This is a genomic window from Cellulosimicrobium sp. I38E, from assembly GCF_001647255.1.
GTDB classification, from domain to species: Bacteria; Actinomycetota; Actinomycetes; order Actinomycetales; family Cellulomonadaceae; genus Cellulosimicrobium; species Cellulosimicrobium cellulans_E.
On sequence record NZ_LUAZ01000024.1, the window covers coordinates 1 to 23,547 of the forward strand.

34 protein-coding genes and 1 pseudogene are annotated in these 23,547 nt (G+C 72.7%); 23 read left to right on the forward strand and 12 right to left on the reverse strand.

Annotated features, from left to right (window positions below):
• From A0J59_RS08550 to A0J59_RS08595, 10 genes and pseudogenes are all read right to left on the reverse strand, one after another.
• Positions 1-951: pseudogene (locus A0J59_RS08550) on the reverse strand (peptidase M23); the annotation flags it as partial.
• A 1-nt stretch (position 952) separates the two neighbouring features.
• Positions 953-1,864: a permease-like cell division protein FtsX gene (ftsX, locus tag A0J59_RS08555; RefSeq protein ID WP_047234060.1), complete on the reverse strand. Its 912-nt coding sequence runs from the start codon at positions 1,862-1,864 to the stop codon at positions 953-955.
• Positions 1,865-1,869: 5 nt separating this feature from the next.
• The gene (gene ftsE / locus A0J59_RS08560; protein ID WP_082141429.1) at positions 1,870-2,769 is read right to left on the reverse strand and encodes a cell division ATP-binding protein FtsE; all 900 of its coding nucleotides are present in this window, start codon (positions 2,767-2,769) and stop codon (positions 1,870-1,872) included.
• Between the two features lie 162 nt (positions 2,770-2,931).
• Positions 2,932-4,044, reverse strand: coding sequence for a peptide chain release factor 2 (prfB, locus tag A0J59_RS08565; protein ID WP_064315877.1), 1,113 nt, complete (start codon positions 4,042-4,044; stop codon positions 2,932-2,934).
• A gap of 78 nt (positions 4,045-4,122) precedes the next feature.
• Positions 4,123-5,262, reverse strand: a complete 1,140-nt coding sequence (locus tag A0J59_RS08570) for a hypothetical protein (protein ID WP_220084456.1) — start codon at positions 5,260-5,262, stop codon at positions 4,123-4,125.
• 136 nt (positions 5,263-5,398) lie between these two features.
• Positions 5,399-6,013 carry a hypothetical protein gene (locus tag A0J59_RS08575; protein WP_047234057.1) on the reverse strand — a complete coding sequence of 205 codons (615 nt, stop codon included), beginning with the start codon at positions 6,011-6,013 and terminating at the stop codon, positions 5,399-5,401.
• A gap of 189 nt (positions 6,014-6,202) precedes the next feature.
• The gene (locus A0J59_RS08580) at positions 6,203-6,628 is read right to left on the reverse strand and encodes a hypothetical protein (protein ID WP_047234056.1); all 426 of its coding nucleotides are present in this window, start codon (positions 6,626-6,628) and stop codon (positions 6,203-6,205) included.
• A gap of 65 nt (positions 6,629-6,693) precedes the next feature.
• On the reverse strand, positions 6,694-7,173 hold the full coding sequence (locus A0J59_RS08585) for a pilus assembly protein (RefSeq protein WP_369799760.1): 480 nt from the start codon (positions 7,171-7,173) through the stop codon (positions 6,694-6,696).
• Positions 7,170-7,550 carry a TadE/TadG family type IV pilus assembly protein gene (locus tag A0J59_RS08590; protein WP_082141431.1) on the reverse strand — a complete coding sequence of 127 codons (381 nt, stop codon included), beginning with the start codon at positions 7,548-7,550 and terminating at the stop codon, positions 7,170-7,172. The genes A0J59_RS08585 and A0J59_RS08590 overlap by 4 nt, the downstream gene beginning before the upstream one ends.
• Positions 7,551-7,695: 145 nt before the next feature.
• Positions 7,696-9,147, reverse strand: a complete 1,452-nt coding sequence (locus A0J59_RS08595) for a recombinase family protein (RefSeq protein ID WP_082918866.1) — start codon at positions 9,145-9,147, stop codon at positions 7,696-7,698.
• 58 nt (positions 9,148-9,205) lie between these two features.
• Here A0J59_RS08595 and A0J59_RS08600 point away from each other — a divergent pair, with 58 nt between their 5' ends.
• Positions 9,206-9,670 (forward strand): DUF488 family protein, encoded by a 465-nt coding sequence (locus tag A0J59_RS08600; RefSeq protein WP_064315823.1) that lies wholly within the window; start codon positions 9,206-9,208, stop codon positions 9,668-9,670.
• On the opposite strand, the gene A0J59_RS08605 is transcribed toward A0J59_RS08600, so the two are convergent.
• Both A0J59_RS08605 and A0J59_RS08610 read right to left on the reverse strand, forming a co-directional pair.
• Positions 9,667-10,497 carry a hypothetical protein gene (locus tag A0J59_RS08605; RefSeq protein WP_082918867.1) on the reverse strand — a complete coding sequence of 277 codons (831 nt, stop codon included), beginning with the start codon at positions 10,495-10,497 and terminating at the stop codon, positions 9,667-9,669. The two genes, A0J59_RS08600 and A0J59_RS08605, sit on opposite strands and share 4 nt — an antisense overlap.
• Positions 10,498-10,716: 219 nt before the next feature.
• Positions 10,717-11,304 (reverse strand): hypothetical protein, encoded by a 588-nt coding sequence (locus A0J59_RS08610; RefSeq protein ID WP_064315824.1) that lies wholly within the window; start codon positions 11,302-11,304, stop codon positions 10,717-10,719.
• Between the two features lie 231 nt (positions 11,305-11,535).
• Here A0J59_RS08610 and A0J59_RS08615 point away from each other — a divergent pair, with 231 nt between their 5' ends.
• From A0J59_RS08615 to A0J59_RS08720, 22 genes are all read left to right on the forward strand, one after another.
• Positions 11,536-11,811 (forward strand): helix-turn-helix transcriptional regulator, encoded by a 276-nt coding sequence (locus A0J59_RS08615; RefSeq protein ID WP_064315825.1) that lies wholly within the window; start codon positions 11,536-11,538, stop codon positions 11,809-11,811.
• 88 nt (positions 11,812-11,899) lie between these two features.
• Positions 11,900-12,124, forward strand: a complete 225-nt coding sequence (locus tag A0J59_RS08620; RefSeq protein ID WP_064315826.1) for a hypothetical protein — start codon at positions 11,900-11,902, stop codon at positions 12,122-12,124.
• Complete coding sequence (locus A0J59_RS08625; RefSeq protein WP_064315827.1) at positions 12,124-12,597, forward strand: hypothetical protein; 474 nt, start codon at positions 12,124-12,126, stop codon at positions 12,595-12,597. The genes A0J59_RS08620 and A0J59_RS08625 overlap by 1 nt, the downstream gene beginning before the upstream one ends.
• On the forward strand, positions 12,597-12,833 hold the full coding sequence (locus tag A0J59_RS08630; protein WP_064315828.1) for a hypothetical protein: 237 nt from the start codon (positions 12,597-12,599) through the stop codon (positions 12,831-12,833). Before A0J59_RS08625 ends, A0J59_RS08630 begins: the two co-directional genes overlap by 1 nt.
• Entirely contained in the window at positions 12,830-13,171 is a 342-nt protein-coding gene (locus A0J59_RS08635) for a hypothetical protein (protein ID WP_064315829.1), read from the forward strand. Before A0J59_RS08630 ends, A0J59_RS08635 begins: the two co-directional genes overlap by 4 nt.
• Positions 13,172-13,210: 39 nt before the next feature.
• Positions 13,211-13,762 carry a hypothetical protein gene (locus tag A0J59_RS08640; protein WP_064315830.1) on the forward strand — a complete coding sequence of 184 codons (552 nt, stop codon included), beginning with the start codon at positions 13,211-13,213 and terminating at the stop codon, positions 13,760-13,762.
• The gene (locus A0J59_RS08645; RefSeq protein WP_064315831.1) at positions 13,759-14,133 is read left to right on the forward strand and encodes a hypothetical protein; all 375 of its coding nucleotides are present in this window, start codon (positions 13,759-13,761) and stop codon (positions 14,131-14,133) included. Before A0J59_RS08640 ends, A0J59_RS08645 begins: the two co-directional genes overlap by 4 nt.
• On the forward strand, positions 14,130-14,435 hold the full coding sequence (locus tag A0J59_RS08650; protein ID WP_064315832.1) for a hypothetical protein: 306 nt from the start codon (positions 14,130-14,132) through the stop codon (positions 14,433-14,435). Before A0J59_RS08645 ends, A0J59_RS08650 begins: the two co-directional genes overlap by 4 nt.
• Positions 14,432-15,934 carry a ParB/RepB/Spo0J family partition protein gene (locus A0J59_RS08655; protein ID WP_064315833.1) on the forward strand — a complete coding sequence of 501 codons (1,503 nt, stop codon included), beginning with the start codon at positions 14,432-14,434 and terminating at the stop codon, positions 15,932-15,934. The genes A0J59_RS08650 and A0J59_RS08655 overlap by 4 nt, the downstream gene beginning before the upstream one ends.
• A complete protein-coding gene (locus tag A0J59_RS08660; RefSeq protein ID WP_064315834.1) occupies positions 15,931-16,728 on the forward strand; it encodes a ParB/RepB/Spo0J family partition protein in 798 nt (265 codons plus the stop codon). The genes A0J59_RS08655 and A0J59_RS08660 overlap by 4 nt, the downstream gene beginning before the upstream one ends.
• Positions 16,725-17,018 (forward strand): hypothetical protein, encoded by a 294-nt coding sequence (locus A0J59_RS08665; protein WP_064315835.1) that lies wholly within the window; start codon positions 16,725-16,727, stop codon positions 17,016-17,018. Before A0J59_RS08660 ends, A0J59_RS08665 begins: the two co-directional genes overlap by 4 nt.
• On the forward strand, positions 17,015-17,386 hold the full coding sequence (locus tag A0J59_RS08670; protein WP_255365090.1) for a VRR-NUC domain-containing protein: 372 nt from the start codon (positions 17,015-17,017) through the stop codon (positions 17,384-17,386). Before A0J59_RS08665 ends, A0J59_RS08670 begins: the two co-directional genes overlap by 4 nt.
• Positions 17,383-17,880, forward strand: a complete 498-nt coding sequence (locus tag A0J59_RS08675) for a hypothetical protein (protein WP_064315836.1) — start codon at positions 17,383-17,385, stop codon at positions 17,878-17,880. Before A0J59_RS08670 ends, A0J59_RS08675 begins: the two co-directional genes overlap by 4 nt.
• Positions 17,877-18,359: a hypothetical protein gene (locus tag A0J59_RS08680; RefSeq protein WP_156532896.1), complete on the forward strand. Its 483-nt coding sequence runs from the start codon at positions 17,877-17,879 to the stop codon at positions 18,357-18,359. Before A0J59_RS08675 ends, A0J59_RS08680 begins: the two co-directional genes overlap by 4 nt.
• Positions 18,356-19,132, forward strand: a complete 777-nt coding sequence (locus A0J59_RS08685) for a hypothetical protein (protein WP_064315838.1) — start codon at positions 18,356-18,358, stop codon at positions 19,130-19,132. The genes A0J59_RS08680 and A0J59_RS08685 overlap by 4 nt, the downstream gene beginning before the upstream one ends.
• A complete protein-coding gene (locus A0J59_RS22070; protein ID WP_220084457.1) occupies positions 19,132-19,620 on the forward strand; it encodes a hypothetical protein in 489 nt (162 codons plus the stop codon). The genes A0J59_RS08685 and A0J59_RS22070 overlap by 1 nt, the downstream gene beginning before the upstream one ends.
• Complete coding sequence (locus tag A0J59_RS08695) at positions 19,617-20,072, forward strand: hypothetical protein (RefSeq protein ID WP_220084458.1); 456 nt, start codon at positions 19,617-19,619, stop codon at positions 20,070-20,072. Before A0J59_RS22070 ends, A0J59_RS08695 begins: the two co-directional genes overlap by 4 nt.
• On the forward strand, positions 20,065-20,298 hold the full coding sequence (locus A0J59_RS08700; protein WP_156532898.1) for a hypothetical protein: 234 nt from the start codon (positions 20,065-20,067) through the stop codon (positions 20,296-20,298). The genes A0J59_RS08695 and A0J59_RS08700 overlap by 8 nt, the downstream gene beginning before the upstream one ends.
• A 314-nt stretch (positions 20,299-20,612) precedes the next feature.
• Entirely contained in the window at positions 20,613-21,674 is a 1,062-nt protein-coding gene (locus A0J59_RS08705) for an HNH endonuclease (RefSeq protein WP_064315840.1), read from the forward strand.
• Positions 21,671-22,594 carry a hypothetical protein gene (locus tag A0J59_RS08710; protein ID WP_064315841.1) on the forward strand — a complete coding sequence of 308 codons (924 nt, stop codon included), beginning with the start codon at positions 21,671-21,673 and terminating at the stop codon, positions 22,592-22,594. The genes A0J59_RS08705 and A0J59_RS08710 overlap by 4 nt, the downstream gene beginning before the upstream one ends.
• Entirely contained in the window at positions 22,591-22,827 is a 237-nt protein-coding gene (locus A0J59_RS08715; protein WP_064315842.1) for a hypothetical protein, read from the forward strand. The genes A0J59_RS08710 and A0J59_RS08715 overlap by 4 nt, the downstream gene beginning before the upstream one ends.
• A 319-nt stretch (positions 22,828-23,146) precedes the next feature.
• Entirely contained in the window at positions 23,147-23,464 is a 318-nt protein-coding gene (locus A0J59_RS08720) for an HNH endonuclease (protein WP_064315843.1), read from the forward strand.
• Positions 23,465-23,547 lie beyond the last annotated feature (83 nt).

The following is a 23,547-nucleotide window of genomic DNA, read 5'->3' on the forward strand; positions in this document are numbered from 1 at the left end:
GCCACCGCCACCGCCGCCCGAGCCACCGCCACCGCCGCCCGACGACCCGCCGCCGCCCGACGACTGCTGCTGCTGGCGCCGCGCCTCCTCCTCGGCGGCCTTGCGGTCGCGCTCCGCCTGCTCGGCGATGATCCCCTTGATCTCCTGCTGAAGAGACTGCTGGGCCGCCTCGTTCTCGGCGACCTTCGCCTCGGCGGCGGCCTTGCGCTCCTCGATCGTCGCCTTCTTCGCCTGCTGGTCGACGATGAGCTGCTCGACCTCGGCCTTGCGGTCCGCCGCGGCCTTGCGCGCCGCCTCCGCGGCGACGAGGTTCTCGTCCGCCTGCTTCTTCAGGTCGGCGACCGTCTCGCGCACCGCCTGCAGGCGCGCCTCACGGTTGCGCGCGACCGACTCCGCCTCGAGGAGGTCCTGGAGCGACCGGGACTGGCTGCGCGCCGCCGTCGACGAGACCGCGTACTCCTCGATGAACTCCTCGGTGCTCTCCGCGCCCGTGACGATGCCGAGGCTGGACACGTCGCCCTGACCGCGGTACGCCTGACGCGCCATCTCCGCGATGCTGGACTTCGCGTCGGCGACCTCGGTCGCGCCGCGCTCGATCTCGGCGCTGATCGCGGCCTCCTGCCCCAGGGCGTCCTCGAGCCGTTGGGCGAGCAGCTCCGCCTCGCGCTGGGTCCGCTCGACCTCGGCCTCGGCTGCGTCCAGCTCGGCCTGGGCGACCGGCAGCCGCGCCTCGATCGCCTGGAGGTCGACGACCGCCTGCGCGAGCTCGGCGTCCGTGTCCTCGAGCTCCGACTGGAGCTGCTCGCGGTTGCCGAGGATCTCGGACTGCCGCCGTTCTGCTGCTGCGCGGCGGTCGTCGATGTCGTCGGCGGAGGCCGACGCGACACCTCCCACGAGGAGCATCGTCGTGGCGATCAGGGCCGCGGTCGCGCGGCGGAGGTCCCGGGTCATCTCACACCCTCGTGTGCCGGTTGAGCGTGACGACCGAGGACACGGCCGCCAGCAGGAACGCGATGCCGACGAGGACGGGCGCGATGCGGAGCACGTCCGACTCGTCGACGTAGGCCACCCACGTCACCGACTGCGACAACCAGTCGGTGACGAGGTACTTCACCCCCACCCACAACCCGCCGACCGCGAGGAGCGCGCCCAGCACGGCCGCGATCGCCCCCTCGAGGAGGAACGGGAGCTGGATGAACAGGTTCGACGCCCCGACGAGCCGCATGATGCCGGTCTCCCGCCGCCGGCTCAGCGCCGACAGCCGGATCGTCGTCGTGATGAGCAGCACCGCGGCGAGGAGCATGACCGCGGCGAGCCCGGCGGCGAGGAGCGACGCTCGGTTGAGCGCGAGGAAGAGCGAGTCGAAGATGCGCCGCTGGTCCTCGACGACCTCGACGCCCGGGCGCCCGGTGACGACGTCGTTGACGACCTCGTAGTTCTCCGGGTTGGTGAGCTTGAGGCGGAAGGACGCCTGCATGTCGTCGACGGTGAGCTGCGTGCCGAGGTAACCGTCCGGGTACCGCTCCTGGAACGCCGCGAACGCGTCGTCCTTGGACTCGAAGTACACGGTCTGGATCTCGTCGGCGAGCTCGGACTCGAACACGTCCTCGAGCGCGGCGATCTGGTCCGGGGTCGCCTCGCCCGCCGCGCACGTCGGCGACGGAGAGCCGGTCGGGCACAGGAAGACGGACACCTCGACCTTGTCGTACCAGTCGTCCTTGAGCTTGCCGATCTGCGCCTGGAGCAGCATGGACGCGCCGACGAACGTCAGGGACACGAACGTCACGAGCACGACCGAGACGGTCATCGAGACGTTGCGCCGCAGGCCCTGGCCGAGCTCCGCGAGGATGAACTGGAGTCGCACGCCGATCACTCCCCCGCCGTCGCCTCGACGTGGCGGCGCACCGAGCGTCGCGACGGCGGCTCGACCTGCTCCTCCTCGGCGGCCGGCCGGGCCGCGGCCGGTTGCGCTCGCGGGACGGCCGTCGTCGGCGACGACTCCGGTGCGGTGCCCGTCGTGGGGCCGGCCGTGCTGCCGGTCTCGGCGACCGAGGGGTTGCGGTCCGGGTCGGGGATGACCTGTCCCCGGGCCCCGTACGCGCCGTGCGCCTGGTCGCGCACGAGCGTGCCGGTGTCGAGCTCGATGACCCGGCGCCGCATCTGGTTGACGATCTCCTCGTCGTGCGTCGCCATGACGACGGTGGTCCCGGTGCGGTTGATGCGGTCGAGCAGGCGCATGATCCCGAGCGACGTGGTGGGGTCGAGGTTCCCGGTGGGCTCGTCGGCGAGCAGGATCGGCGGCCGGTTCACCATGGCGCGCGCGATGGCGACGCGCTGCTGCTCACCGCCGGAGAGCTCGTGCGGGCGACGCTTCTCCTTGCCGGCGAGGCCCACCATCTCGAGCGTCTCCGGCACCGTGATCGCGATGGTGTGGCGCGGCTTGCCGATCACCTGGAGCGCGAACGCGACGTTCTCGAACACCGTCTTGTTGGGCAGGAGGCGGAAGTCCTGGAAGACGACGCCGATCTGGCGCCGCAGCTTGGGCACGTTCCAGCTCGACAGCGACCCGAGGTCGCGGCCCGCGACGAAGACCTTCCCCCTGGTCGGGCGCTCCTCGCGCAGGACGAGGTGAAGGCATGTCGACTTGCCGGAGCCCGACGCGCCGACGAGGAAGACGAACTCGCCGCGGCGAACCTCCATCGACACGTCGTCGACGGCCGGCCTCGCGCCGCGCGCGTAGACCTTGGTGACGTTCTCGAAGCGGATCACAGCGGCACGTTCCTCGGGTCGGGGGTCGATCCGTGGACGAACGAGGTTCGTCGCACGATCCCGAGGGTAGGCACGCGTCTCCGGCCCGGCGGGGCGGACACGCCGCGCCCGGGCGCATCGACCCGTTGCTCGGATCAACCGCCCGGGTGGGCTCGTGCGGGGTCAGGCCTCCTGCTGCGCCCCACGGCGCCAGCGGATCCCGGCCTCGATGAAGTCGTCGATGTCGCCGTCGAACACCGCCGACGGGTTGCCGACCTCGTGCTCGGTGCGCAGGTCCTTGACCATCTGGTACGGCTGGAGCACGTAGGAGCGCATCTGGTCGCCCCAGCTCGCCTTGATGTCGCCCGCGAGCTCCTTCTTCTTCGCGTTCTCCTCCTCCTGGCGCACGAGCAGCAGGCGGGACTGGAGGACGCGCAGCGCGGCGGCGCGGTTCTGGATCTGCGACTTCTCGTTCTGCATCGACACGACGATGCCGGTGGGGATGTGCGTCATGCGCACCGCGGAGTCCGTCGTGTTGACGGACTGCCCGCCCGGGCCCGAGGAGCGGAAGACGTCGACCTTGATCTCCGACTCCGGGATCTCGATCGAGTCCGTCTGCTCGATGAGCGGGATGACCTCGACGGCCGCGAACGACGTCTGGCGCCGGCCCTGGTTGTCGAACGGCGAGATGCGCACGAGGCGGTGCGTGCCCGCCTCGACCGAGAGGTGGCCGAACGCGTAGGGCGCCTTCACCTCGAACGTGGCCGACTTGAGTCCCGCCTCCTCGGCGTAGGACGTGTCGAGCACGGTGGTCGAGTAGCCGTGCCGCTCCGCCCAGCGCAGGTACATGCGCAGGAGCATCTCCGCGAAGTCGGCCGCGTCCACGCCACCCGCGCCCGCGCGGATCGTCACGACGGCCTCACGGGCGTCGTACTCGCCGGCGAGGAGCGTGCGGACCTCGAGCTGGTCGAGGTCCTTGCGGATCGCCCCGACCTCGGTCTCCGCCTCGACGAGGGTGTCCTCGTCCTCCATCTCCTGACCCATCTCGACCAGGGTCTCGACGTCGTCGATGCGCTGGCCGAGCTTCTTGACCCGCTCCAGCTCGGACTGCGCGGCGGAGAGCGCCGACGTCACCTTCTGCGCGGCGTCCGGGTCGTCCCACAGGTCGGGGGCCGACGCCTTCTCCGAGAGGTCCGCGATCTTCGCGCGCAGCACCTCCGGGTCGCTCACGCTCTCGATGGACTCGAGCGTGCTGCGCAGCGCCTTGATCTCGGTCGGAAAGTCGATGGTGGCCACGAGGTTCAAGGTTACGCGACACCGCGCGCGCTCCGCGCCGTCGGGCCGGGAGGCCCGTGCCCGACGGCGCGGCGGCGGTCAGCCCTTCGGCTCGCCCTTCGCGGCGGGCGACCCCGTGCCCGACGGCGCGGGCTCGCCCCCGGCCGCCTGCTGGCGTCCCTCGTCGCGCGCCCTGGCGAGCATGGCCTCCAGGCGCTGGCGACGGCGACGGCGGTCGTCGCGGACGCCGACGATGAGGACCACGACGATCGCGACGAGCAGGAGCTGCGGCCACGGGACGGCCCAGGTCGTCACGGTGACCTCCACCGGCTCGAGCGGTGCGTCGATCTCGTCGTCGTCCACCGTCGTCGGCGTCACGGTGATCGTCGAGCGGACCGGTCCCAGCGGCCACACGTTCGACGTCTCGACACGCGTGCGCTGGGAGCCGCCGGGCAGGACCTCGGGGATCGCCGCGGCCGCGCGGTCCGCCGACACCGCACCGAAGAAGCCGCTCGTCGTGACGTCACCCTCGGCGCCGAGACGCACGTTGCCGTCGTTCACCACGTCGTAGGAGACCGTCAGGTCGCCCGCCGCGAACGGGTTCCACGACGGCGCGTAGGACGCCTTGACGTTCTCGACGGCGAGGAGCGGCTGCACCTCTCCCGTGACCCGCGTCGAGACGCGGAAGCCGACGCGGCTCTCCACGCCGACGCTCGTCCCGCCCTCGCCCTCGTCGGTGCTCTTCACCATCGCGGCGATGCCGGCGACGTGGTCGCCGGGCGTGGCGTTGTCCGGCACGGTCACGGTGAACGGCACGACGACCGTCGCGTCGGGCGCCACCTCGACCGAGTCCTGGACCTCGATCCAGGTCCCGGCACCCGTCGACTCCCGGTCGGACGGCAGCATGTTGAACCTGCCCTTGGGGTTGATGTACCCGTCCGCCGCCTGGATCGAGAACGTCACGGCGACGTCGCTGAAGTTCGACACGGCGAGGTTCTCGGACGCCGACGCCCCGGGGTCGAGGACCAGCTCGACGCGGGTGCGACCGTCCGGTCCGTCCGCGTCGGCGGGCTTGACCCCCCACGTGATGACGTCCTCGGTGTCGAGCGGCAGGGTGCCGCTGGTCGCGGCGCCCGCCGGCAGCGCGGGCACGAGGGCCGCGACGAGGACTGCGCCGGCCGCGGCGAACCAGCGAGTAGACCGGCGCGGCCGGTGGCTCAGGTGTGGTGCAGGGTTCACGCAGGTGCTCTCTCCGTACGACGGCGGGCCGCCCACCCGATCCGACCTGAAGCCGGACGAGTGGAGCGGCCCGCCGTGGACTGCTCGGTCGACGGTCGACCGTGGCCGACCGTCAGGTCACGAGGACCGGGTGTGCTCAGTCCTCGAAGAGGGAGAGCGTGATCGTCGAGGAGTAGGCGCCGGCGGCGACGTCCTCGGCGGTGCGGAGCGTGAGGCCCGCGTTCGCGGTCCAGGAGCCCTCCGGGTTGACCTCGGCCGAGTCGAAGGCCGACACGAGGAGGTCCTGCTCGGCGAGACCCTCGCCGCCCTCGAGCGCGGGGTCGACGCCCTCGCCCGCCTCGACGAGGCCGCTCTCGCTCTCGCTGACGAGCGACGGCGCCCAGCCGAGGTTCGACGCCGCGATCGTGCCGGCGTCGCCGGTGAAGTCCGAGGCGCTGCCCACGACGTACCAGTACGCGCCCTCGGCAACCTCGGTGCGCGTGTCGGTGACGGTGACGTTCGGCAGGGTGCCCGTGAACTCACGGGTGCCGTCGACGGTCGAGTCCTGCTCGGTGAGCGAGGTCGCGTTCGAGGCGACCGAGAGGGCGAGGTTGCCCGGCTCGACGTTCGACTCGATCTCGACCGAGACGTCGACACCCTGGTCGTCGCCCACCTGGTCTGCGGAGGCAGCGGACGCGAGGGCGACCGTGCCGATGAGCATCGCACCGAGGGCACCCCCGGCGACGAGCTTCTTCGTTGCTCGTGCGTTCATGTTGTAGCTCTCCATCGTTGGAGTTGTTGTCGGACCGGATCACCATAGCGGCGAACCTGGGGTTTTGACAGGTCCCAACCAGAAGTGGCCATCCAAAGTTAAGAAAGTAAACAAAGGCGCGGGAGCATGCTCACGCGTCGTTGCGAACCGTCCCTTCCTGGATGCTCGTCGTCGAACAGCAACAGGTGCTCACCACGCTCTGGCACGTGACTCTGCACGCACGATGATGCCATCACTCCACGCCTGGGTCACCCAGCCGATCATCGCGGGTCGCGCCCGCGCAGCCAGACCGACCGTCGCGGTGCGCCCGTCCGCGGTCGACGCCTCGGTCACGACGACGTCGTGCAAGCCGTCGAGCGCCTCAGGATTGCGCGCGAGGTAGTCCTGGACGTCCGACCGGATCGACGAATCCGTGAGGGTCAGGGCGCCGCTCTCGACCGGCGCGGTCGCGGCACCCGTGTAGAAGGACTCGGGCTCCATCGAGTCCGCTGCGGTGAGGGCGAGCGCGTCCGCGAGCTCGTACAGCCGCTTGCGCTCGAGGTGCACCTGCGTCGCGCTCACCACGACCGTGACCAGCAGCAGCGCGAACGCGACGAAGGCCGCGGTGAGGAGCATGATCCGACCGTCCTCCGACCCGTCCGACGGAGCACGCCGCGGCGACGAGTCGCGACTCGCACGCGTCACGGCCGCCTCGCTGCGTACTCGTCGACGGACGCGACGTGCTGCGCCTCGACCGGGACCGCGAGAGGCACCGCGGCACGGACGAACGACGGGACGAGCGGCAGCGGGACGTCGAACTTCACGCGGGCGACCACCTCGGCCCCGGGCTCGAGACAAGGCGTGGCGGAGCACGAGATCGTCAGCACGTCCCCGCCGGGCCGAAAGCCCTGGTCGTCGAGCGCGAGCCTGACGGCCGCCTCGGCGAGCCGCGCGCCGTCGTCCCCGGACGGCGCGGTGACGAAGGCCCGCGCAGCCTCCCGCGAGGCACCCTCGACCGCGAACGTGGCGGCCTGGAGCCGCCCGGCGGTCAGCACGAGGTAGACCACCGGCACCAGCAGCACGAGCGCCACGCCCAGGAACTCCACGACCGCGCTCCCCTGCTCCGCCCGCGGCCCGCCCCCGGTGAGCCGGACGAGCAGCACCCGCAGCCGACGGATCACGGCGCCTCCTCGAGCGCGTGCCCGTCGACGGTCACCACACCCGCAGGACCGAGAAGACCCACCACGGGGAGGGGCGCCGCGACCGTGACCTCGACGACCGGGAGGCCCTCGACGACGGTCTGCCGCGCCACGACGTCCTGCGCGTAACGCGGCGAGAGCGCGGCCGTGATCAGCTCGCGCGTCCGGACGGCCCCGTCCTGCGGGCCGCGGTCGGCACGGCCGGCGACCCGAGCGCCCTCGGCGGCACAGTCCACCAGCGTCGCCCGCACGTGGACGGCGAGCGCCACCTGGACGACACCGAGGAACAGCACGAGCACCAGAAGGGACACGAGGGTGAAGTCGACGACCGCTGATCCGCGCTCGTGGGCGTCGGACACCGTGCCGGGAGCGTCGCCGTGCGCCACCTCAGGGCGCACCCACGCTCGAGATCGCGTTGCTGAAGGCCTGGGTCAGCGCCGGCCCTGCGACGGCCCACAACGCGATGACGAGGCCCGCCGTCATCAGCGTGACTAGTACCTGCGGTCACCCCTCCCACAGAGGTACGACATGCACGCTCCCCCGCGGCCGCCCGGGCGTCACGACGACGCACGCGATCATCTGGCGCAGCATCGCCCGCCGGTGCTCGACCGCGAGCACATCCCAATCCGCGACGAGCTGCCGCGCGATCTCCGGCGCCGGCGCGCGCGTCGCGGCGACGCTCGCCTCGAGCTCGCGCGCGGCGAGCGCGTCGATCTGCTCGGTGAGCTCGTCGCGCAGCTCGATGTACGGGCCCTCGGGGATCACGTCCTCGAGGTGCTGGCGCGTGAGCCGCACGAGCCGCGCCTCGAGCGCCTGGCGCTGGCGGACGATGTCGCCGAGCGGGTCCCGCCGAGCACGGCGGGCGGCAAGCTCGTCGAGCCCGGCGCTCGCGGCTTGGTCGACACCTGCGGCGAGGTCGCGCACCCACGCGAGGACCTCGCCTTCGACGTACCGGGCGGTGATGTAGCCGCCGTCGTGGGTGCCCTTCTTGTGGGCGTCACGGCAGCGGTACTTGGGCTCGCGGCCGCGCCCGAACTGACCGGCGTTCATCGGGCTGCCGCACGCGCAGAAGACGAGTCCGGAGAGGAGGTACTGCGAGCGTTCGCTCCCGCGCTGCACGCTGCGGTTTCCGCGCGCGAGGCGGTAGGCGTCCCAGGTGTCCGGGGTGATGAGGGGGTCGTGGGCGCCGGGGCGCTGCTCACCGTCGACGGTGATGAGCCCGGCCGCGAACCCGGAGTCCATGACGCGGCGCAGCGAGCGGTCGGTCCAGAGTCCTCCCCCGCCGTTCGGGCCGTACCCGGCCGAGGTGCGGTGGCCCTCGGTGTTGAGCCAACGCACGAGCGCGTAGACGGACTCGCCGGCGAGGTACCGGCGGTACAGGTCGGCGAGCACGGGCCCGGTCGTGGGGTCGGGGCGGTGGATCTTCGCCTCGCGGTCGTAGGCGTACCCCCAGCGGGGCTTGCCGGTCGCGGGGAGGCCGGCGGCGACGCGGCGGGCGTGGGCTTCGCGCCAGCCGTCGCCGATGCGCTCGGACTCGAACGCGGCGAGCTCGGTCATGACGCCGCGCGCGAACCGGCCGGCCGACGTCGCGACGTCGATCGGTTCGGTGGCGGACTCGATGCGCCCGCCGGCGACGTCGACCTTGTCCGCGGCGATCGCCCAATCGCGACGCGAGCGGGACAGGCGCGACCACTTCCACAGCACGATGACGTCGGCGTTCCCGGCCTCGATCATGCCGAGCACGCGCTGCACGGCGGGCCGGTTCCAGGTGCGCCCGGAGATCCCCGGGTCCTGCTCGACGGCGACGACGTCGTACCCCTGGCGCTCGCAGTAGTCGCGCCCGGCGGTCTCCTGCAGCTCGAGGCTGATCGACTCCTCGCGGTAGGTCGACTGCCGCAGGTAGAGCACGGCGCGGGGTGCACGCAACGGGGCGCCGTGGGGCTGTCTGCTGTTCATCGGGACGGGCTCCGGCGTGGGTTCGGTGGGTCGAGCCGAATCGTGACACGATCAGCGAATGACGGTACGACACGGTGTGATGGGCTGGGGCTACGAGGGTCGATCTGTGGACGACCTCATCGCGGACGCTCGCCGCTGGGGCGTCGTCTCCGTCGTCGACGTCCGGCTGAACCCGATCTCGCGCAAGCGAGGTCTCTCGAAGACGGCACTCTCCTCGGCGCTCGCGGCCGCGGGGGTCGAGTACGTGCACCTGCGCGCGCTGGGGAACCCGAAGGACAACCGCGCCGGCTTCGCAGAGACGTCGACGACCGAGGGCCGGGAGGCTCGCGGGCGGTTCGCGGACGAGGTGCTCTCGACTCCGGAGGCGCGGGAGGCGCTCGAGGTGATCGAGGCGCTGCAGGCTCGGGGCACGGTTCTCCTTCTGTGCTTCGAGGCGGCGGAGCGGTGCTGTCACCGCTCGCTCGTCCTGGACGCGCTGCGCGCACGGGCGCCGCACGACGAGCGGGAGCTCGTGCCCGCCTAGAACAGGCCGGGCAGCGGTCGGCTGCCCGCTGGGGGCCAGAACACGCCGAGGACCATGAAGCTCCCGGGGTACTGGTGCTGGTTCCCGAGGTAGAAGTGCGTGTCCTTGGTCGGAGACGCCATCTCGTCGAGGAACCGTGTGCGGATCGCTGCGCGCGCCTGCTCGGCGGTGCGGTGTTCGCGCAGGAGGCGCCGGCCGAGCTGACCGGCCTCCCAGTCGATGATCGACTGGTGATGGGGGTTGCCGGTGCAGTCCTCGCAGTAGTACCGGTACTTCGCGATGAACGGCGTGGCCTCGAGCGGCGTCAGGACGTTCCCGAAGAGGTCGGCCTCCGGCATGTCGCCGAGACCCGTCGCCTTCTTGTAGTCGGGGTTGTCCGCAACCGTGACGTCGAGGATCTCGCGGGGCTTGACGAGCCCCAGGGAGGGCGCATCCTGCCCGGACACCTTGGCTGCGGCGGCGAGCCTGCAGGCCGTCGTCGCTCCTGCGAGGGGGTCGAGCAGATCCCACCGGTCATGCCATCTGCGCGCCGTGGGGACGACCTCCCCTACGCGGAGCGACGACAGGTCGGGGCGCAGGCTCTCGGGGCGCCGATCAGACGTCATCCCCTTCTGGGCGCGCACCTGGACGAACGCGTACTTCTTGAACTGGTTCTCGGTGGCGAGCTCGCGGAACGGGACCGGGAACAGGCGCACGAACTCGCGCTCGGGACGGTCGAGCCTCACGCCGGCGACGCACACCGACTCGCCAGTCTTGCGCCCGATCACGGGGTACGCCTTGACCGTGATCAGCGCGGTCACCGTCTCCCAGCCCGGCTTGTCGTCCACGCCGAGATCCGGCACTCCCGCCGGCAGTGCGTTCCTGCTGGTCACTGGCCCCCCGCCCCTCTCCCTTTCGTTGAAACTTCACCCGCTTGGCAAGGTCGCGGGGTGGTCGGATCGTGCCGGAAACGGCACATCAGCGCCAGTTCGTGTCGGTGTGGGCGCTCACACTCGCGGCCATGACCCAGGGGATCAACGGCAGTGCTGCCGTCCGCTCTTGCCCGCTCACGTGTGCCGTGGCTTCGTTCTGCCGGTTGTCCGTTTCTTACGTCCGTGCCCCTCTGCCCGGGGAAGCGCGGCGCCTGCTCGGATGTCCGCTTCGGTCACGGGGGTCCAGTGCTTGCGAGGACCATCGGACGACTCGTCGTCCGATGCCTCGGCCTCCGGGGTGTCTTGCTCGCTGACGGCCGCGCTCCCCGCGGCCCGCTTGGTGGGGGCGGCGTCTCGGTCATCGCCATCACGCTCCTCGTCCTCGATCAGCACCCTCAGGAGGTCGATGACGACTTTGCGCTTCCTCGGCGACAGGTTGTCCACTCCGGGAGGCAGCTCGTCAGCGAACGGCGGCCCGGGTACCGGGAGGCCAGCCGCGGTGAACGCCTCTGCCGCCGGAACGCCGGCGAGCCACGCGATCGCCTTCACGGTCTCCGGGCTGGGGCGCGACTTGTACGTGCCCGAGCGGATCCAGTTGAAGGTCGAGTGCGTGAGCTCGAACCCGTGCTCCCGCGCCAAGTCGGCGAGGCGCCGGCCGGATAGCCCGCGTTCGTCGACGGCACGCTGCGCGAGGTCGCGCAGGGTGGTGGTGGAGGTGCTCACGGCGATAACTCTCCTGGGTGAGTGATCTCTTGTGACAGTTCTGTCACCAATGAGCATGACAAGTGACCGGCCCCATCGTGCCACGTCAGCGGGTGAAAACTGCGGTTGTCAGGTAGACAAGTAGCGCTCAACGCGCTACGTTCCACTTGTCAACCCGACAACTGGAGGTGCAAGATGACTGCACGAACCGGCGCTCGCCGCCGCCCGCCCCGTCTCCGGAAGGAGGTCTGGATGCACGTCAAGGACCCAGCCGAGTTCAAGCGTCAGCGGAAGAACAAGCGGTACACGCAGCGCGAGCTCGCGATGCTCGTCCGCCGGACACAGACGACGATCTGGGCGATCGAGAACGGGAGCCTCGTGAACATCTCCGAGGACCTCGCGATCGCCCTCGCCGCCCGCCTCGACACCCCGTGGGAGAAGCTCTTCGAGCTTCGCGAGGCCGAGCCCATGCCCTCGTCGCCCAATGGCATGCACACCAGCGGGCACGCGCTCGCGGCCACCGCGTGACCCCAGACAGCACGACGACCCCGGGCTTCCTCCGCCAAGAAGCCGCCCGAGGCCGTCGCCAGCAGTACTCCGAGGAAGGAGCACCACCGTGGCATCGTCCCAGATCCGCGCGTCGGTCGGCCAGCGGCCGACGCGCGAGCAGTGCATCGCCGCGGCCGGCCAGACGTTGGCCGTCGCGTACCAGCAGCTCGACGAGCTGCCCGTCGCTGAGGCCGCGCGTCGCGCGTACACCCCGACGGGCCCGTCGCTCGCCGAGCTCGAGCGAAGGATCGCGGCGCGCCGCGGCCTGACCGTCGTCGCGGCGGCGGCCTGATGAGCCGCCGGGCGGTGCACCTGGTGCGCCCGCTGCCGGTGGCCGCGATCGGCGAGGGCGTCCTCGCGTCGGTCGTGGTGTGCCGCACGCTGGGCGCGCGGGCCATCCTCGGCCGGACGACGGCCCGGCCGGGCCAGGTGACGTGCCGTTCGTGCCGCGCGGTCGAAGGCGAGCCGGACGTGGCCGTGCGCCTCGCGGCGCTCGCGGCGGATCTGCGGCACGCGGTCGAGGTCGCGCGGGTCTACGGCGTCTGGTCGGACGACGAGCCGCGGACGCTGTACCAGGACACGCCGGCCAGGCTCGCCCACCCGTTCGTGGACCTCGTCGACGTCGACTGCTCCTCGCGCGTCGGCGTCCGGAGCGTGCACAACCTCGAGCTCGAGCGGCAGCGCCTGGTGAACCTGACGATCGGCCAGCGCGCCGCCGGGCACAACGCCCACCGCGTGGCGTCGTCGCGATCGGCGGTGGCGTGATGGAGACGGCCCGCCCTTCCGGTCCCGCGCCGGCGGCCGTGCTCGCGGTGACGATCGGGCTCGCGATCGGTGCGGGCGTGCTGCTCGTGCTCCCGTGGCGGACCGCGCAGGTGCTCGGAGCGGTGCTGGTGCCGGTGTCGCTGTTCCTGCTCGTCGCGTTCATGACGGCGCCGGGCCGTGCTCGTCGCCGCGCGGCGCGTGCAGCTCGCCGTCGTGTGGCGGGAGGCGTCCGGTGAGCGCCGCGTCGGGGTGGGAGACCCTGCCGGCTGCCTACGTCGCGTCGTGCGCTCCGGACTTCATCGGTGAGCGGGTGATCGTCGCGCGTCCCGCGGCGGGCCGTCGCCCGGCGGAGTCGTTCGAGGGCGTCCTGTCTGACGTCGTCGTGCTCATGCCGGGCAGCTACCCGGACCCGCTGCCCGCTCCGGACGGCTCGACGGCCGTGCTGACGGTCCGCTCCCCCGTCGTCCAGCTCTTCGTCGGTGGCGACGTCGTGTTCGTCGCGCCGATCCAGCCCATGCACGTGCAGGCGGCCCCGACGACGGTCCGCCCGCGCCGCGAGCACCCCACCCCCTGAGACCTGACCTGTTCCACCACGACCAGGAAGGACCACGCCATGCCCCGCACGACCGCCCGGCGCTCGCCGAGCATCCTCCGCACGTTCCTGACCCCGCGCCGGTTCCGGCCCGCGGCCTCGCACCTGGTGCGCGTCGTCGTCGGTGACGGCACGACGACGCTCGTCGCGACGGCGCCCTCGGTGCCCGCCGGCGTCGAGTACGCGCTCGCCGCCCCGCCGCGGCACACGCCCCGCCGCGCGCGCACGGTGCAGCACCCGCCCGTCCCGCACGGCGACGCTCCACGCACCGCGGCCGCGCGCACCGCGTGGGCCCGCAAGGTCGCCCGCGACCTGATCGACCCGTCGGTCTCGATCGCGCAGGCGCTCGCCGTCGTCGCCCCGCCGCGCGAGCCCGTCGCGCCGTCGGTCGCGCGCTCGCCGTGGTCGACGCCGCTCGCCGAGCTCGTCGAGTCCGCCGTCGACCGCATCGCGACCGTGACCCTGCGCCACGGCGACGGCTCGGTGCAGCAGCTCGCGTGCGCGACGACGTGGGCCGCGATCCTCGGCGCCCACGCCGGCACCCCGGCGCGCGCCGCGGGAGGTGCACTGTGACCGCGACGACCGAGGTCTCCCCCGCCGAGGCGCGGGCGCTCGCGGACGAGGGCCGGGAGCGGTCGGGCGAGCGGCTGACCGAGGCGCACCGCGCCGCGTTCCGCTCGGTGATCCTCGCCGTCGAGCCGGGTGACCTCGTCTCGGTGAACGACGTGCGCGCGCAGCTCGACGAGGCCGGCATCCCGCCGTCGGCCCGCGCGAACCTCTTCTACGCCGCGACGAAGGGCGCCGACCGTCTCCTCGAGCTCGTCTCGCTCGAGGTCGGTCCGTACCGCACGCCGTACCGCGTGCGCTCGACGGGCCGCTCGGCGCACAACGCGTGGGTGAACGTCTACGCCCGTCTCGCGCCCGAGCCAGCCGAGTCGCCGTGAGCCGCCGCTCGACGGACTGCCCGGGCTGCGGCGCCCCGATCGTCTGGGTGCTGTACGTCCCGGCGCCGGAGAACCTGCGCGCCGGCCAGAAGCGCAAGCGCGTCCCGCTCGACGCCGCGCCCGTCGCGGACGACGACGAGTACGCGCAGCACGCGGCCTCCCCGGGGATGACGACGTGCCGTCGCATCACGCCGGACGAGCCGCTCATCGGCGGGTTGGAGACCCGCCACACGATCCACCACGCCACGCACCCCGAGTGCTCCGACCACCTGCGGGGCACGCCAGGAAGGACCACCACATGAGCCCCGTCATCAGCGCCCCCGCGGCGCCCTCCCCAGCCCCGACGACGCCCGCCGCGAGCTCGGAGCTGCTTGACCTGCCGGTGACGCAGATCGTGCAGCACCCGCTCAACCCGCCCGGCCGGTCCGACGTCGACGAAGACCTCGCCGCAGACATCCGCGCCGCGGGCGAGATCTACGAGCGCCTGGTCGTGCGGCCCGCGCCCGGGCAGGACGGGAAGTACGAACTCCTGTCCGGTCACCGCCGCTTCGCCGCGGCGCAGCACCTCGCGATGCTGTTCGTCCCGGTCCGCGTCGTCGCGATGGACGACGTCGCCGCGGCGACGTTCCTCCTGCGCGCGAACCAGAGCAGGAAGGACCTCACGCTCGTCGAGGAAGCCGTCATGGTGCAGGGCCTGCTCGACCTGCCGGACGCCCCGACCCAGCACGCGCTCGCCGAGTCCCTCGGCCGCTCCGACACCTGGGTGTCCCGCCGCGCGAAGATCGCCCGCAAGCCCGAGCCCGTCCTCACGGCGCTCACGGCTTCGGGCTCCGCGCTGACGTTCGACGAGGTCGACGTCCTCGAGGAGTTCGACGACAACCCGGGTCTGCAGGCGGAGATCGCCGCGGCGCACGGGACGCACGAGTGGAACTACACGGTGAACAAGGCCCGGCAGGCGCGGCGCGCCGCCTCGTTCTACGCGGAGGAGGGCGCGGTCCTGCGCAAGGCCGGCGTCGACGTGCAGGACTCGGTCGACGCTGAGGTGCCGGACGGCCTGCGCCACGACGGATACCTCTGGTTCGGCGAGGACGCCGAGCAGGTGGTGCAGAAGCGCGGCCTCGGCGAGGGCTGGTGGGCGCGCCGGTACCAGTACCAGGTCGGCTACACCCTCTGGCGCCCGCTCACGACGGACGAGCTCGACGCGATCGCGCGCCGTGACGCGCTCGACGTCGAGCGCGAGGCCCAGCGCGAGGCCGAGGCCGCCGCGCGCGAGGCGAACCAGCGCGCCGCCGCCGCGATCCGCGAGTTCGTCGACACGTCGGCGACCCTGCGTCGCGACTTCGTCCACGGCCTGGTCGAGGGCAAGACGCTCGACCGCTCGACGCCCGCGCTGCAGGCGCTCCTCGCGTTCACCGCGCAGGTCGCCGCCGGGACGACCGACCAGGCGCCCTACCTCGGCGGCGACGACGGCATCGACGACGGACTCGCATCGTGGATCGGCGCCGACGACGCGATCGCGAAGGCCACGAACGCCGCGCTCGACGCCGGCGAGGACGAGTACGAAGCGGGCGCCGCGGCGTACCGCGCCCGGGTCGCCGAGCTCGCCCCGCCGCAGCTCGTCCTCGCGGCGCTCGCGGCCGCGGTCGAGCCGATCCCGGGCTGGCGCTGGGCGAACCCCGCGACCGGCGACGAGGTCTGGATCGTGGCCGCCTGGTACAAGCTCCTCGTCGCGCTCGGCTACGAGCCGTCCTCGGTCGAGACCGAGGCGCTCGCGGGCCGCTTCCCGGAGGCGGAGTCGTGACCGGCGGTCTGCCGGCGATCCCGGTCGAGAAGTTGCGCCCGAACCCGAAGAACCCGGCCGCGCGGTCGGTCCCGGACCCGGAACTCGCGGCGTCGATCCTCGCGCTCGGCCGCGTGCTGCAGCCGCTCGTGGTGCAGAAGCACGACGGCGACACGTGGCTCGTGCTCGACGGACACCGCCGCCTGGCGGCCGCGAAGTCGGTCGGCGTGCGCGCGCTGCCGTGCCTCGCGCAGCGTCCGGGCGACAACGACGCGCAGCTCTCGACGATGCTCGCCGCGTCGATGCACGAGCGCCTCGAGCCGATGGACCAGGCGCGCATGTTCAAGGCGCTCCGCCAGCACCTCGACGTCCGTTCGATCGCGGCTCGCACGGGGTACTCGGTGGAGACCGTCTCGGCCCGGCTGCGGCTGCTCGTCCTGCCGGCGGAGGCGCAGCAGATGGTCGAGCGCAAGGAGCTGACCGTGCGCGACGCAACGGCACTCGCCCGCGAGGTCGAGAAGTCCGGCACGGGCTCGGCGTCGCTGACGGCGCCGACCCGGTCGGCGTGGTTCACGAAGCGCCACCGGCTCGCCGAGCGCGTCGCGGCGCGCTGCGACCACACGGCCCGGGTCCGGGTGGGCGGCGTCGCGTGCGGCCAGTGCTGGGAGGACGAGATCCGTGCCGACGAGCGCCCCGGTCCGGACACGACCGTCGCCGCGCTCACCTCAGCCGGCCCGGTCGTCGCGATCGACAACCACATCTGCGACGCGTGCGACGGGTTCGACCCGGCATCGTGCCCGGAGCGTGCGTCATGACCGCCACGCTGGCAGTCGTCCCGCCGTTCCCTGACCCGGCGGTGAGCGTGCACGAGCTGCGTCGCAGCCTCGGTCAGGCGCGCATCGCGGCCCGCGTCGCCGCGCAGCGCGTCGCGGTGCTTGAGCGCCGTCTCGGGATCGCTGGCCAGATGCCGCCCGAGGACCTCGTGCGCGCCTACGCCGACATGTACGGCGACACCCCGGAGGTCACCGCGCGTCGGTGCGCCGCGCTCCTCGAGGACACGCTCGCGATGTCCGAGCTCGCCCGTCGTCGGGCGGTCGTCGCATGAAGGTCATGACCCGCGACGAGTACCGCGCCGACGTCGCTCGCGGCATGAAGGAGGCCGCGTTGCAGGCGCAGGTCGTCGCGATGGCGCGCGAGCTCGGGTTCTTCGTCTACCACACGCACGACTCGCGCCGGTCCGAGCCCGGCTTCCCCGACCTCGTCCTCGCGCACGGCGCTCGCGGCCGCCTGCTGTTCCGCGAGCTCAAGACCCAGACCGGCCGCCTGTCCGACGCGCAGCGCCGCGTGCTCGCCGAGCTCGGCGGCGCGGCCGACGTCGGTGTCTGGCGCCCGCTCGACCTTCTCGAGGGGCGGGTGCTCGACGAGCTCCGCGCCCCGCAGCCCACCACGACCACCCCGGGAGAGACCCCATGACCTGGACCCGTATCGCCGACTCGCTCTTCCTCGACGGCCGGCTCGCCGCCGAGCTTGGTGCCGAGCAGCCAGCCATCGAGCACACCGTCGCGACCATGCCCCGCCCGAGCGCGAAGCACGTCGGCCCGATCGACCCCGACGTCGAGCGCGTCCTCCTCGGCCTCGCGTCGACCTGGGTCGCCGACCCCAAGACCGCCGGTCTCGGCCGCGCGCTCGCGCACAGCACCGTCGCCGACATCGTCGACGTCGAGCTCCACGCCCTGCGCGTCGCGCTCGCGGCCGACTCCCTCGCCGCGGCGCTCGTCGCGCACGACGTCGCCGCCGAGACCCGCGTCTACCTCGAGCACGCCCTCGACCCCACCAAGTCCTACGACGACTTCACGCGGTACGTCCGCAACACCCTCGCCGGCACGGTCCACGGCGCCGCGCTCGCCGCCGCGGCCGTCCGCGGCTGGGCCCACCGCTCGGCGATCGCGGCTGGGTGCGCGCGATGACGACGACGATCACGACCGAGGAGTACTCGGCGCTGCTCGCGGTCCAGCGTGCGGCGACGGTCATCGCGGCGGGCGAGCAGGTGAACGAGCACGAGCACGAGCAGGCGCTCGACGCGCTGCCGCACCTGCTCGACGCGGTGGCGGCGGAGCAGTCGAACGTCCGCTCGCTGCGCGCGATGCAGAGCGCGGTGAACGTGACGCTCGCGCGCACCGAGCTTGCCGCCCTCCTCCCTGGCGTCGTCACGGCCACGGCGATCGCCGGCGTCGACGAGCAGACCCGGTGCGAGTGCGGCTCGACGACGGGCCCGTTCGTCCTCGACCGCGAGGGCTGCTGGCTCTGCCCGGACTGCGCGGCGACGTCGCGCTGGTGCGGGAAGCGGACGTGGGGCGGTCACTGCGGCCTCGACGTGAGCCACGAGGGCCGCTGCGTGCCCGACGACGAGGCGACGCGCGCGCTCAGGCGGGAGCGCCGCCCGTGAGCGCGCTCGAGGTGCAGATCGGCCGCGCGTCGACGCGGTGCGCGCTCGCGGCGGTCCTGCCGCACGTGGGCTCGACGGAGACGCTCTCGCGGGTCCGGTTCACGTTCGAGTCCGCTCGGCGTCTGCTCGTCTCGGCGTCGGCCGGATCGACGGCCGCGGTTGCGCGCATCCACGTGCACGACGTCGTCGCGCTGCCTGAGCTCGCGGTCGTCGACCTCGAGCCTCGGTCGGTGCGCGAGGTCCTCGCTGTCTTCACGCCGCCGTCGAACAAGGACGAGCGTGCGATGTGGAATGAGGAGGCGTTCACGCTCCGGATTACCCACGACGAGGTCTCGTGGCTCGAGGACTCCCCGGTGATGGAGGGGCGCTCGCTGTCGGTGCCGCGGCTGCCCGCGCTCGGCGAGTCGGAGTCGTCGTACCCCGACATCCCGGGCGTGACCGCGCGGTTCCTCGACACGCCGCCCGACGAGTCCGCGGACGCGTCCGTGAACCCGCAGCTCCTCGCCCGCTTCGTCACGTCGGCGAAGGCATACGGCGATGACGGTCTGCGCCTCGAGATGGCACTGCGCAAGGGGATCGGCGCCTACGGGTGGACGGTCCAGGTCGACCGCGACTTCGTCGGGATCCTCCTGCCGATCCACCGTCGCGACACCGAGCAGCCCGAGCTCGCCGACACCCGCCAGCGCTGGGCCGACCGGCTGCGGCCGCTCGCCCGCCCCGAGCCTCGACCCGCGCTCGTCCGCGCGGGCCTCCCGAACCCCAAGGAGTCCTGATGGTCCACCACCCCGACCCATTCGTTGAGAGCGACCGCCTGATCGCGGTCGAGAAGAACGTCGCCGCGATCGCAAAGCACCTCGGCGTCCTGGTGAGCCCTCCGTGGGGCAGCGGGATGGAGCCCGACGACGGCGACGTGATGGCGGCGGCCGCCAAGGTCGGGGTCTCCCCGCTCTCTGTGGCCCCTGTCGCGGCCGGGGCACGCCCGGCGAGGTACCGCAAGAAGCCCGTCGAGATCGAGGCCGTGGAGTTCGACTCGTGGCAGGACATGGAGGACATCGCGCGCTGGTGCGGTGGACGCGTCCGCAGCGAGGCGAAGCCCAGCGACCGCACCGACGTCCGGTACTGGATCGACATCCCCACGCTCGAGGGCGTCATGCAGGCCTCGATGGGCGACTGGATCATCCGCGGCGTGAAGGGCGAGTACTACCCCTGCAAGCCCGACGTCTTCGCAGCGTCCTACGAGCCGGCGGAGGCCGCCCGATGAGCGCGTCCGTGACGATCACGTGCGACTGCGGCGCGTCGACGACCGCGCCGGTCGACGAGGCGCTCGCGTGGAACAAGGCCCACGACGCCACGTGCCCGCTCGCCGTGCGCTCCTCGGTCGCCGACGACGTCGCGGCCGAACGCGCGCGCCAGGACGTGAAGTGGGGCGTGCAGAACCACCCCGACGGCACCGGGCCGGGCACGCACCCGCTCCTCGCGCTCGTCGGCAGCATCGCCCCGGGCGCCGCGTGGCTCGCCGCGCGCGCGACGTCGCTCACCGACACCGCGGCGAACGCCGGCACGCTCACCTGGCGGCACATCCTGCTCGAGGAGGTGTTCGAGGCGCTCGCGGAGGACGACCCGGAGCGCCTGCGGGCCGAGCTCGTGCAGGTCGCGGCCGTCGCGCAGCAGTGGGCCGAGGCGATCGACCGCAGGCGCGCGCACCGTGGCTGAGACGAAGGCGAAGAAGCACGACGGCCTAGTGCGTGTCTGGTGCGCCCCGTGCAAGGCGTTCGTCCTCGTGCAGGGCTCCGTGGACGGCCAGAACGCCGTCCACGTCACACCCCGGCACATGGAGCTGCACCGCGCCGAGGACACCCACCTGGCGGCGCTCGCGGCCGCGGCGCGTCCGCGTCGTCGTCGTGGCCGCCGCGGCGGGCGGGGTCGCGGTGCTGGGTGACTACGAGGTCATCGACTGCGCGGTCTGCGGTGGCTGGTTCACGACCCGCCCCGGGTCGAAGACCGGTCACGCGAAGGCGACCGGCCACCGACCGCGCGCAGTCGAGCCCGGTGGCCCCGTCCCCTTGCGAGCCCGTCCACCACGACCACGAGAGGAGGTGACACCCGATGTTCAAGCCCCTGACCCGAGCGCTCCGCTCCCTGGTCATGCGCTGTGACTCCTGCGGCGGCCCGATCAACCCGCAGACCGGCGAGTGCCGGTGCAGCGACTGACCGCCCCCGACCCCCACGCTGCGACGAGAGGACAACGCACCCATGCCATGGGTCCGCTTCGGTGACGACTCCGCGACCTACCCGGCGCTGATGAAGCTGCACGGGATGAAGGGCGCCGACGAGCGCACCGTCAACGAGGCCTTCGGCTTCCTCGCGAGGATCGCGACCCTCTCCGGCGCGCACAAGACCGACTACGAGATCGACGCGGGCACCGCCTACATGATCGGCGGTGCCCGCACCGACGAGCTCCTGCGCCTGCTCGTGAAGGCCGGCGTCCTGACCGCCGGCCGCCGCGGCGGCCTGCAGTACTGGACGATCCGCGCCGACCCCGAGTTCATCCACATCCGCACCAAGGCCGAGCTCGAGCGCGAAGCCCGCTACCGCAACGAGCTGCGCGACGACGCCCTGCGCGTCGCTCTCCTCCTCCGCGACGGCGACAACTGCCGCTGGTGCGGCATCGTCGTCCTCTGGACCGGCCGCAAGGGCCAGCAGCACGCCGAGCCCGACCACCTCGAGGGCCTCGACGTCCCCGGCACCGTCGACAACATGGTCATCGCCTGCCGCCGCTGCAACCGCGCCCGCGGCAACGACACCGACCTCTGGGACGCCGAGCACGAGCTCCGCCAGCCCCCCGAGTACCCGCACTACGGCGCGCACTCCGCGCGCTTCCTCACGAAGAACGGCTACCCCACCGAGCCCACCTACCGAAGCGACGAGGCCCCCGCGCACCACCAGGCAGCAGCGGACCCCGCACCCACCCCCGGAGTGCGACCCGCAGCGCCACCACGCGACCCTCAGGCGCTCGCGGCCGCCGCCGGCACCGCACCCCAGCGTGTGCGACCAGCGGCGCCACCACGGCACGGGAACGGCCCGAGAAACACCCCGCGAAACGCCGACCGAACACCCATTCCGCAGTCTGACGAAACGGGTTCTGCCGGGTCGGGTCGGGACGGGTCGGGTACCTCCACTACCCACCTACCAGGGGAAGCCGGCAGCACGACTCCACCACCACCAGACCCAGCCGCCCCACCACCACCCCAGCCCGCGCGCCGTCGTCGTGGTCGCCGTGGTGGGCGTCGAACCTCACCAGGAGATGACCGATGAACCTCAACCGCTGCCAGGTCCAGGGCTGCGCGAGCCTCGTCCCACCGGGGATGACCGTGTGCGGTGACTGCGCGAACGACCTCGCGATCTCGCTCCTCCACGTCCCGCTGCTCGGCCTCGCGCTCGAGGATGCCCGCGTCAAGGGCATGCGGTTCTCGACGTCGGGTCTCGCTGCTGCCCGTCCCGACGAGTCCCCGGTCCCGTTCAACGAGCGGGCCGCCGACGTCGAGCGCGGCCTCCTCGTCGAGCTCACGCACGCGGCCGACACGATCGCCGCCGACCGCGAGCTCTTCCGACCGTTCAACACGTTCGCCGCTCTCGGTCGCTGGCTCGCCGCCCAGGTCCCGTGGATCCGCGCCCAGCACAACGGCGGCGAGTGGGTCCGGTGGCTCAGCTCCTGGATCGCCGCCGCGTCGAGCGCCGTCGACCGTCCCGCGGACCGCGTGTACCTCGGGCCGTGCGGTGGCTTCCTTCCCGCCGTCGACGCCCGCGAGCAGCCGCGCTGCACGAACCAGCTCTACGCTCTGCCTCGCCGCGACGACGTCGAGTGCCGGATCTGCGGCGCGACCGTCGACGTCGCCGCGCGGCAGTCCGAGTTGCTCGGCCTCGCGCACGGGAAGCGGCTCAACGCGACGCACATGGCGCTCGCCCTGTCCGGGTTCGGGTTCGACGTCACCCCGAACGTGATCCGCACCTGGGCGTCGCGCGGGCTGCTCGCCCCGGCCCTCGACATCGCCGTGCCGTGGGCGCCCGTCGTTGCTCGCGACCCGCGCGGCCGCCCGCTCTACGTCGTCGCCGACGCGCTCGCCGCGCTCGACGAGATGCGTCGGCGCCGTGCCGAGCGCGACGCCGCGCGGGCCCTGGTTGCCGCAGCGAGGACGAGCTCGTCGTCCGTCCGTAGCGAGAGGATGGGGTCATGACGCTCATGGAGTACGGCATCCGATGGATGCTCGACGACGAGATCCGTGCAGGCGCGGCGGAGTGGCACTACGAGGGTGGGCTGCCGAGCCTCGAGGCGGCGCGGGCAGCGCTCAGGCGGGCGGTGGGACGCCGCAACGTCGGGCGGGTCGAAACGGTGAGCCGCGAGCCCGGTGGCGAGTGGAAGTACGACAACGGGCGAGGAGGCGAGGCGTCCTCTCCGGCGCGGCCGTGACGACCCGCCGAATCACACTCGTGTAGTCCGATCGAGGGTCTGTGCGCTAACCTGTGGTTCAGTCGTTAGAAGTGGCTCCGAAGGCCCCGTTGCTCCTGGTGGAGACGGGGCCTTCGTGCTGCCCGGGGCACGTCCCGGGTAGAGCAGACCGTCCCGGCCTTGGTCGGGTGCGGGGCTGGCGCGCCGTGGGGCGGCGCGTGGTACGTCGTGCGGTCCGACGTCGCCGGCCCCCTTCCTCTCCCCCGCCGTCGCCCGGACCGTGCGACACACAGACCATGGGATCTCGGCACGGGTCACCGGCGACGGCGGGAGGAACACCGTGGCGACGTCGCGCACGGGCACAGCGAAGTGGCTGCGCATCGTGCGCGAGCGACGCGACCTCGACCAGCGCGCGGGGATCACGCGCTGCCCGCTCTGCGGTCGCACGCTCGACTGGGGTCGGCGGGTGCGTGGCACGTACAACCCGGCGCTCGTCGAGGTCGACCACATCGTGCCCGTCGAGCGCGGTGGCCTGGACTCGCTCGAGAACTCGCGGTGCATCTGCGCCGACTGCAACAAGCGGCGTCGTTCGCGCGAGCGGGTCGCGGCCCGTGCATCGAGGACGTGGCCGCGCGGTCGGCACTCGTCGATCTGGTGAGCCCCCCGGGTGGACCCCCTCCCCTCCGCCAAGGGGGCTCGTAGCCGGGGTTTTGCGAGATCCCCGCGCAGGTCAGGCCGGGT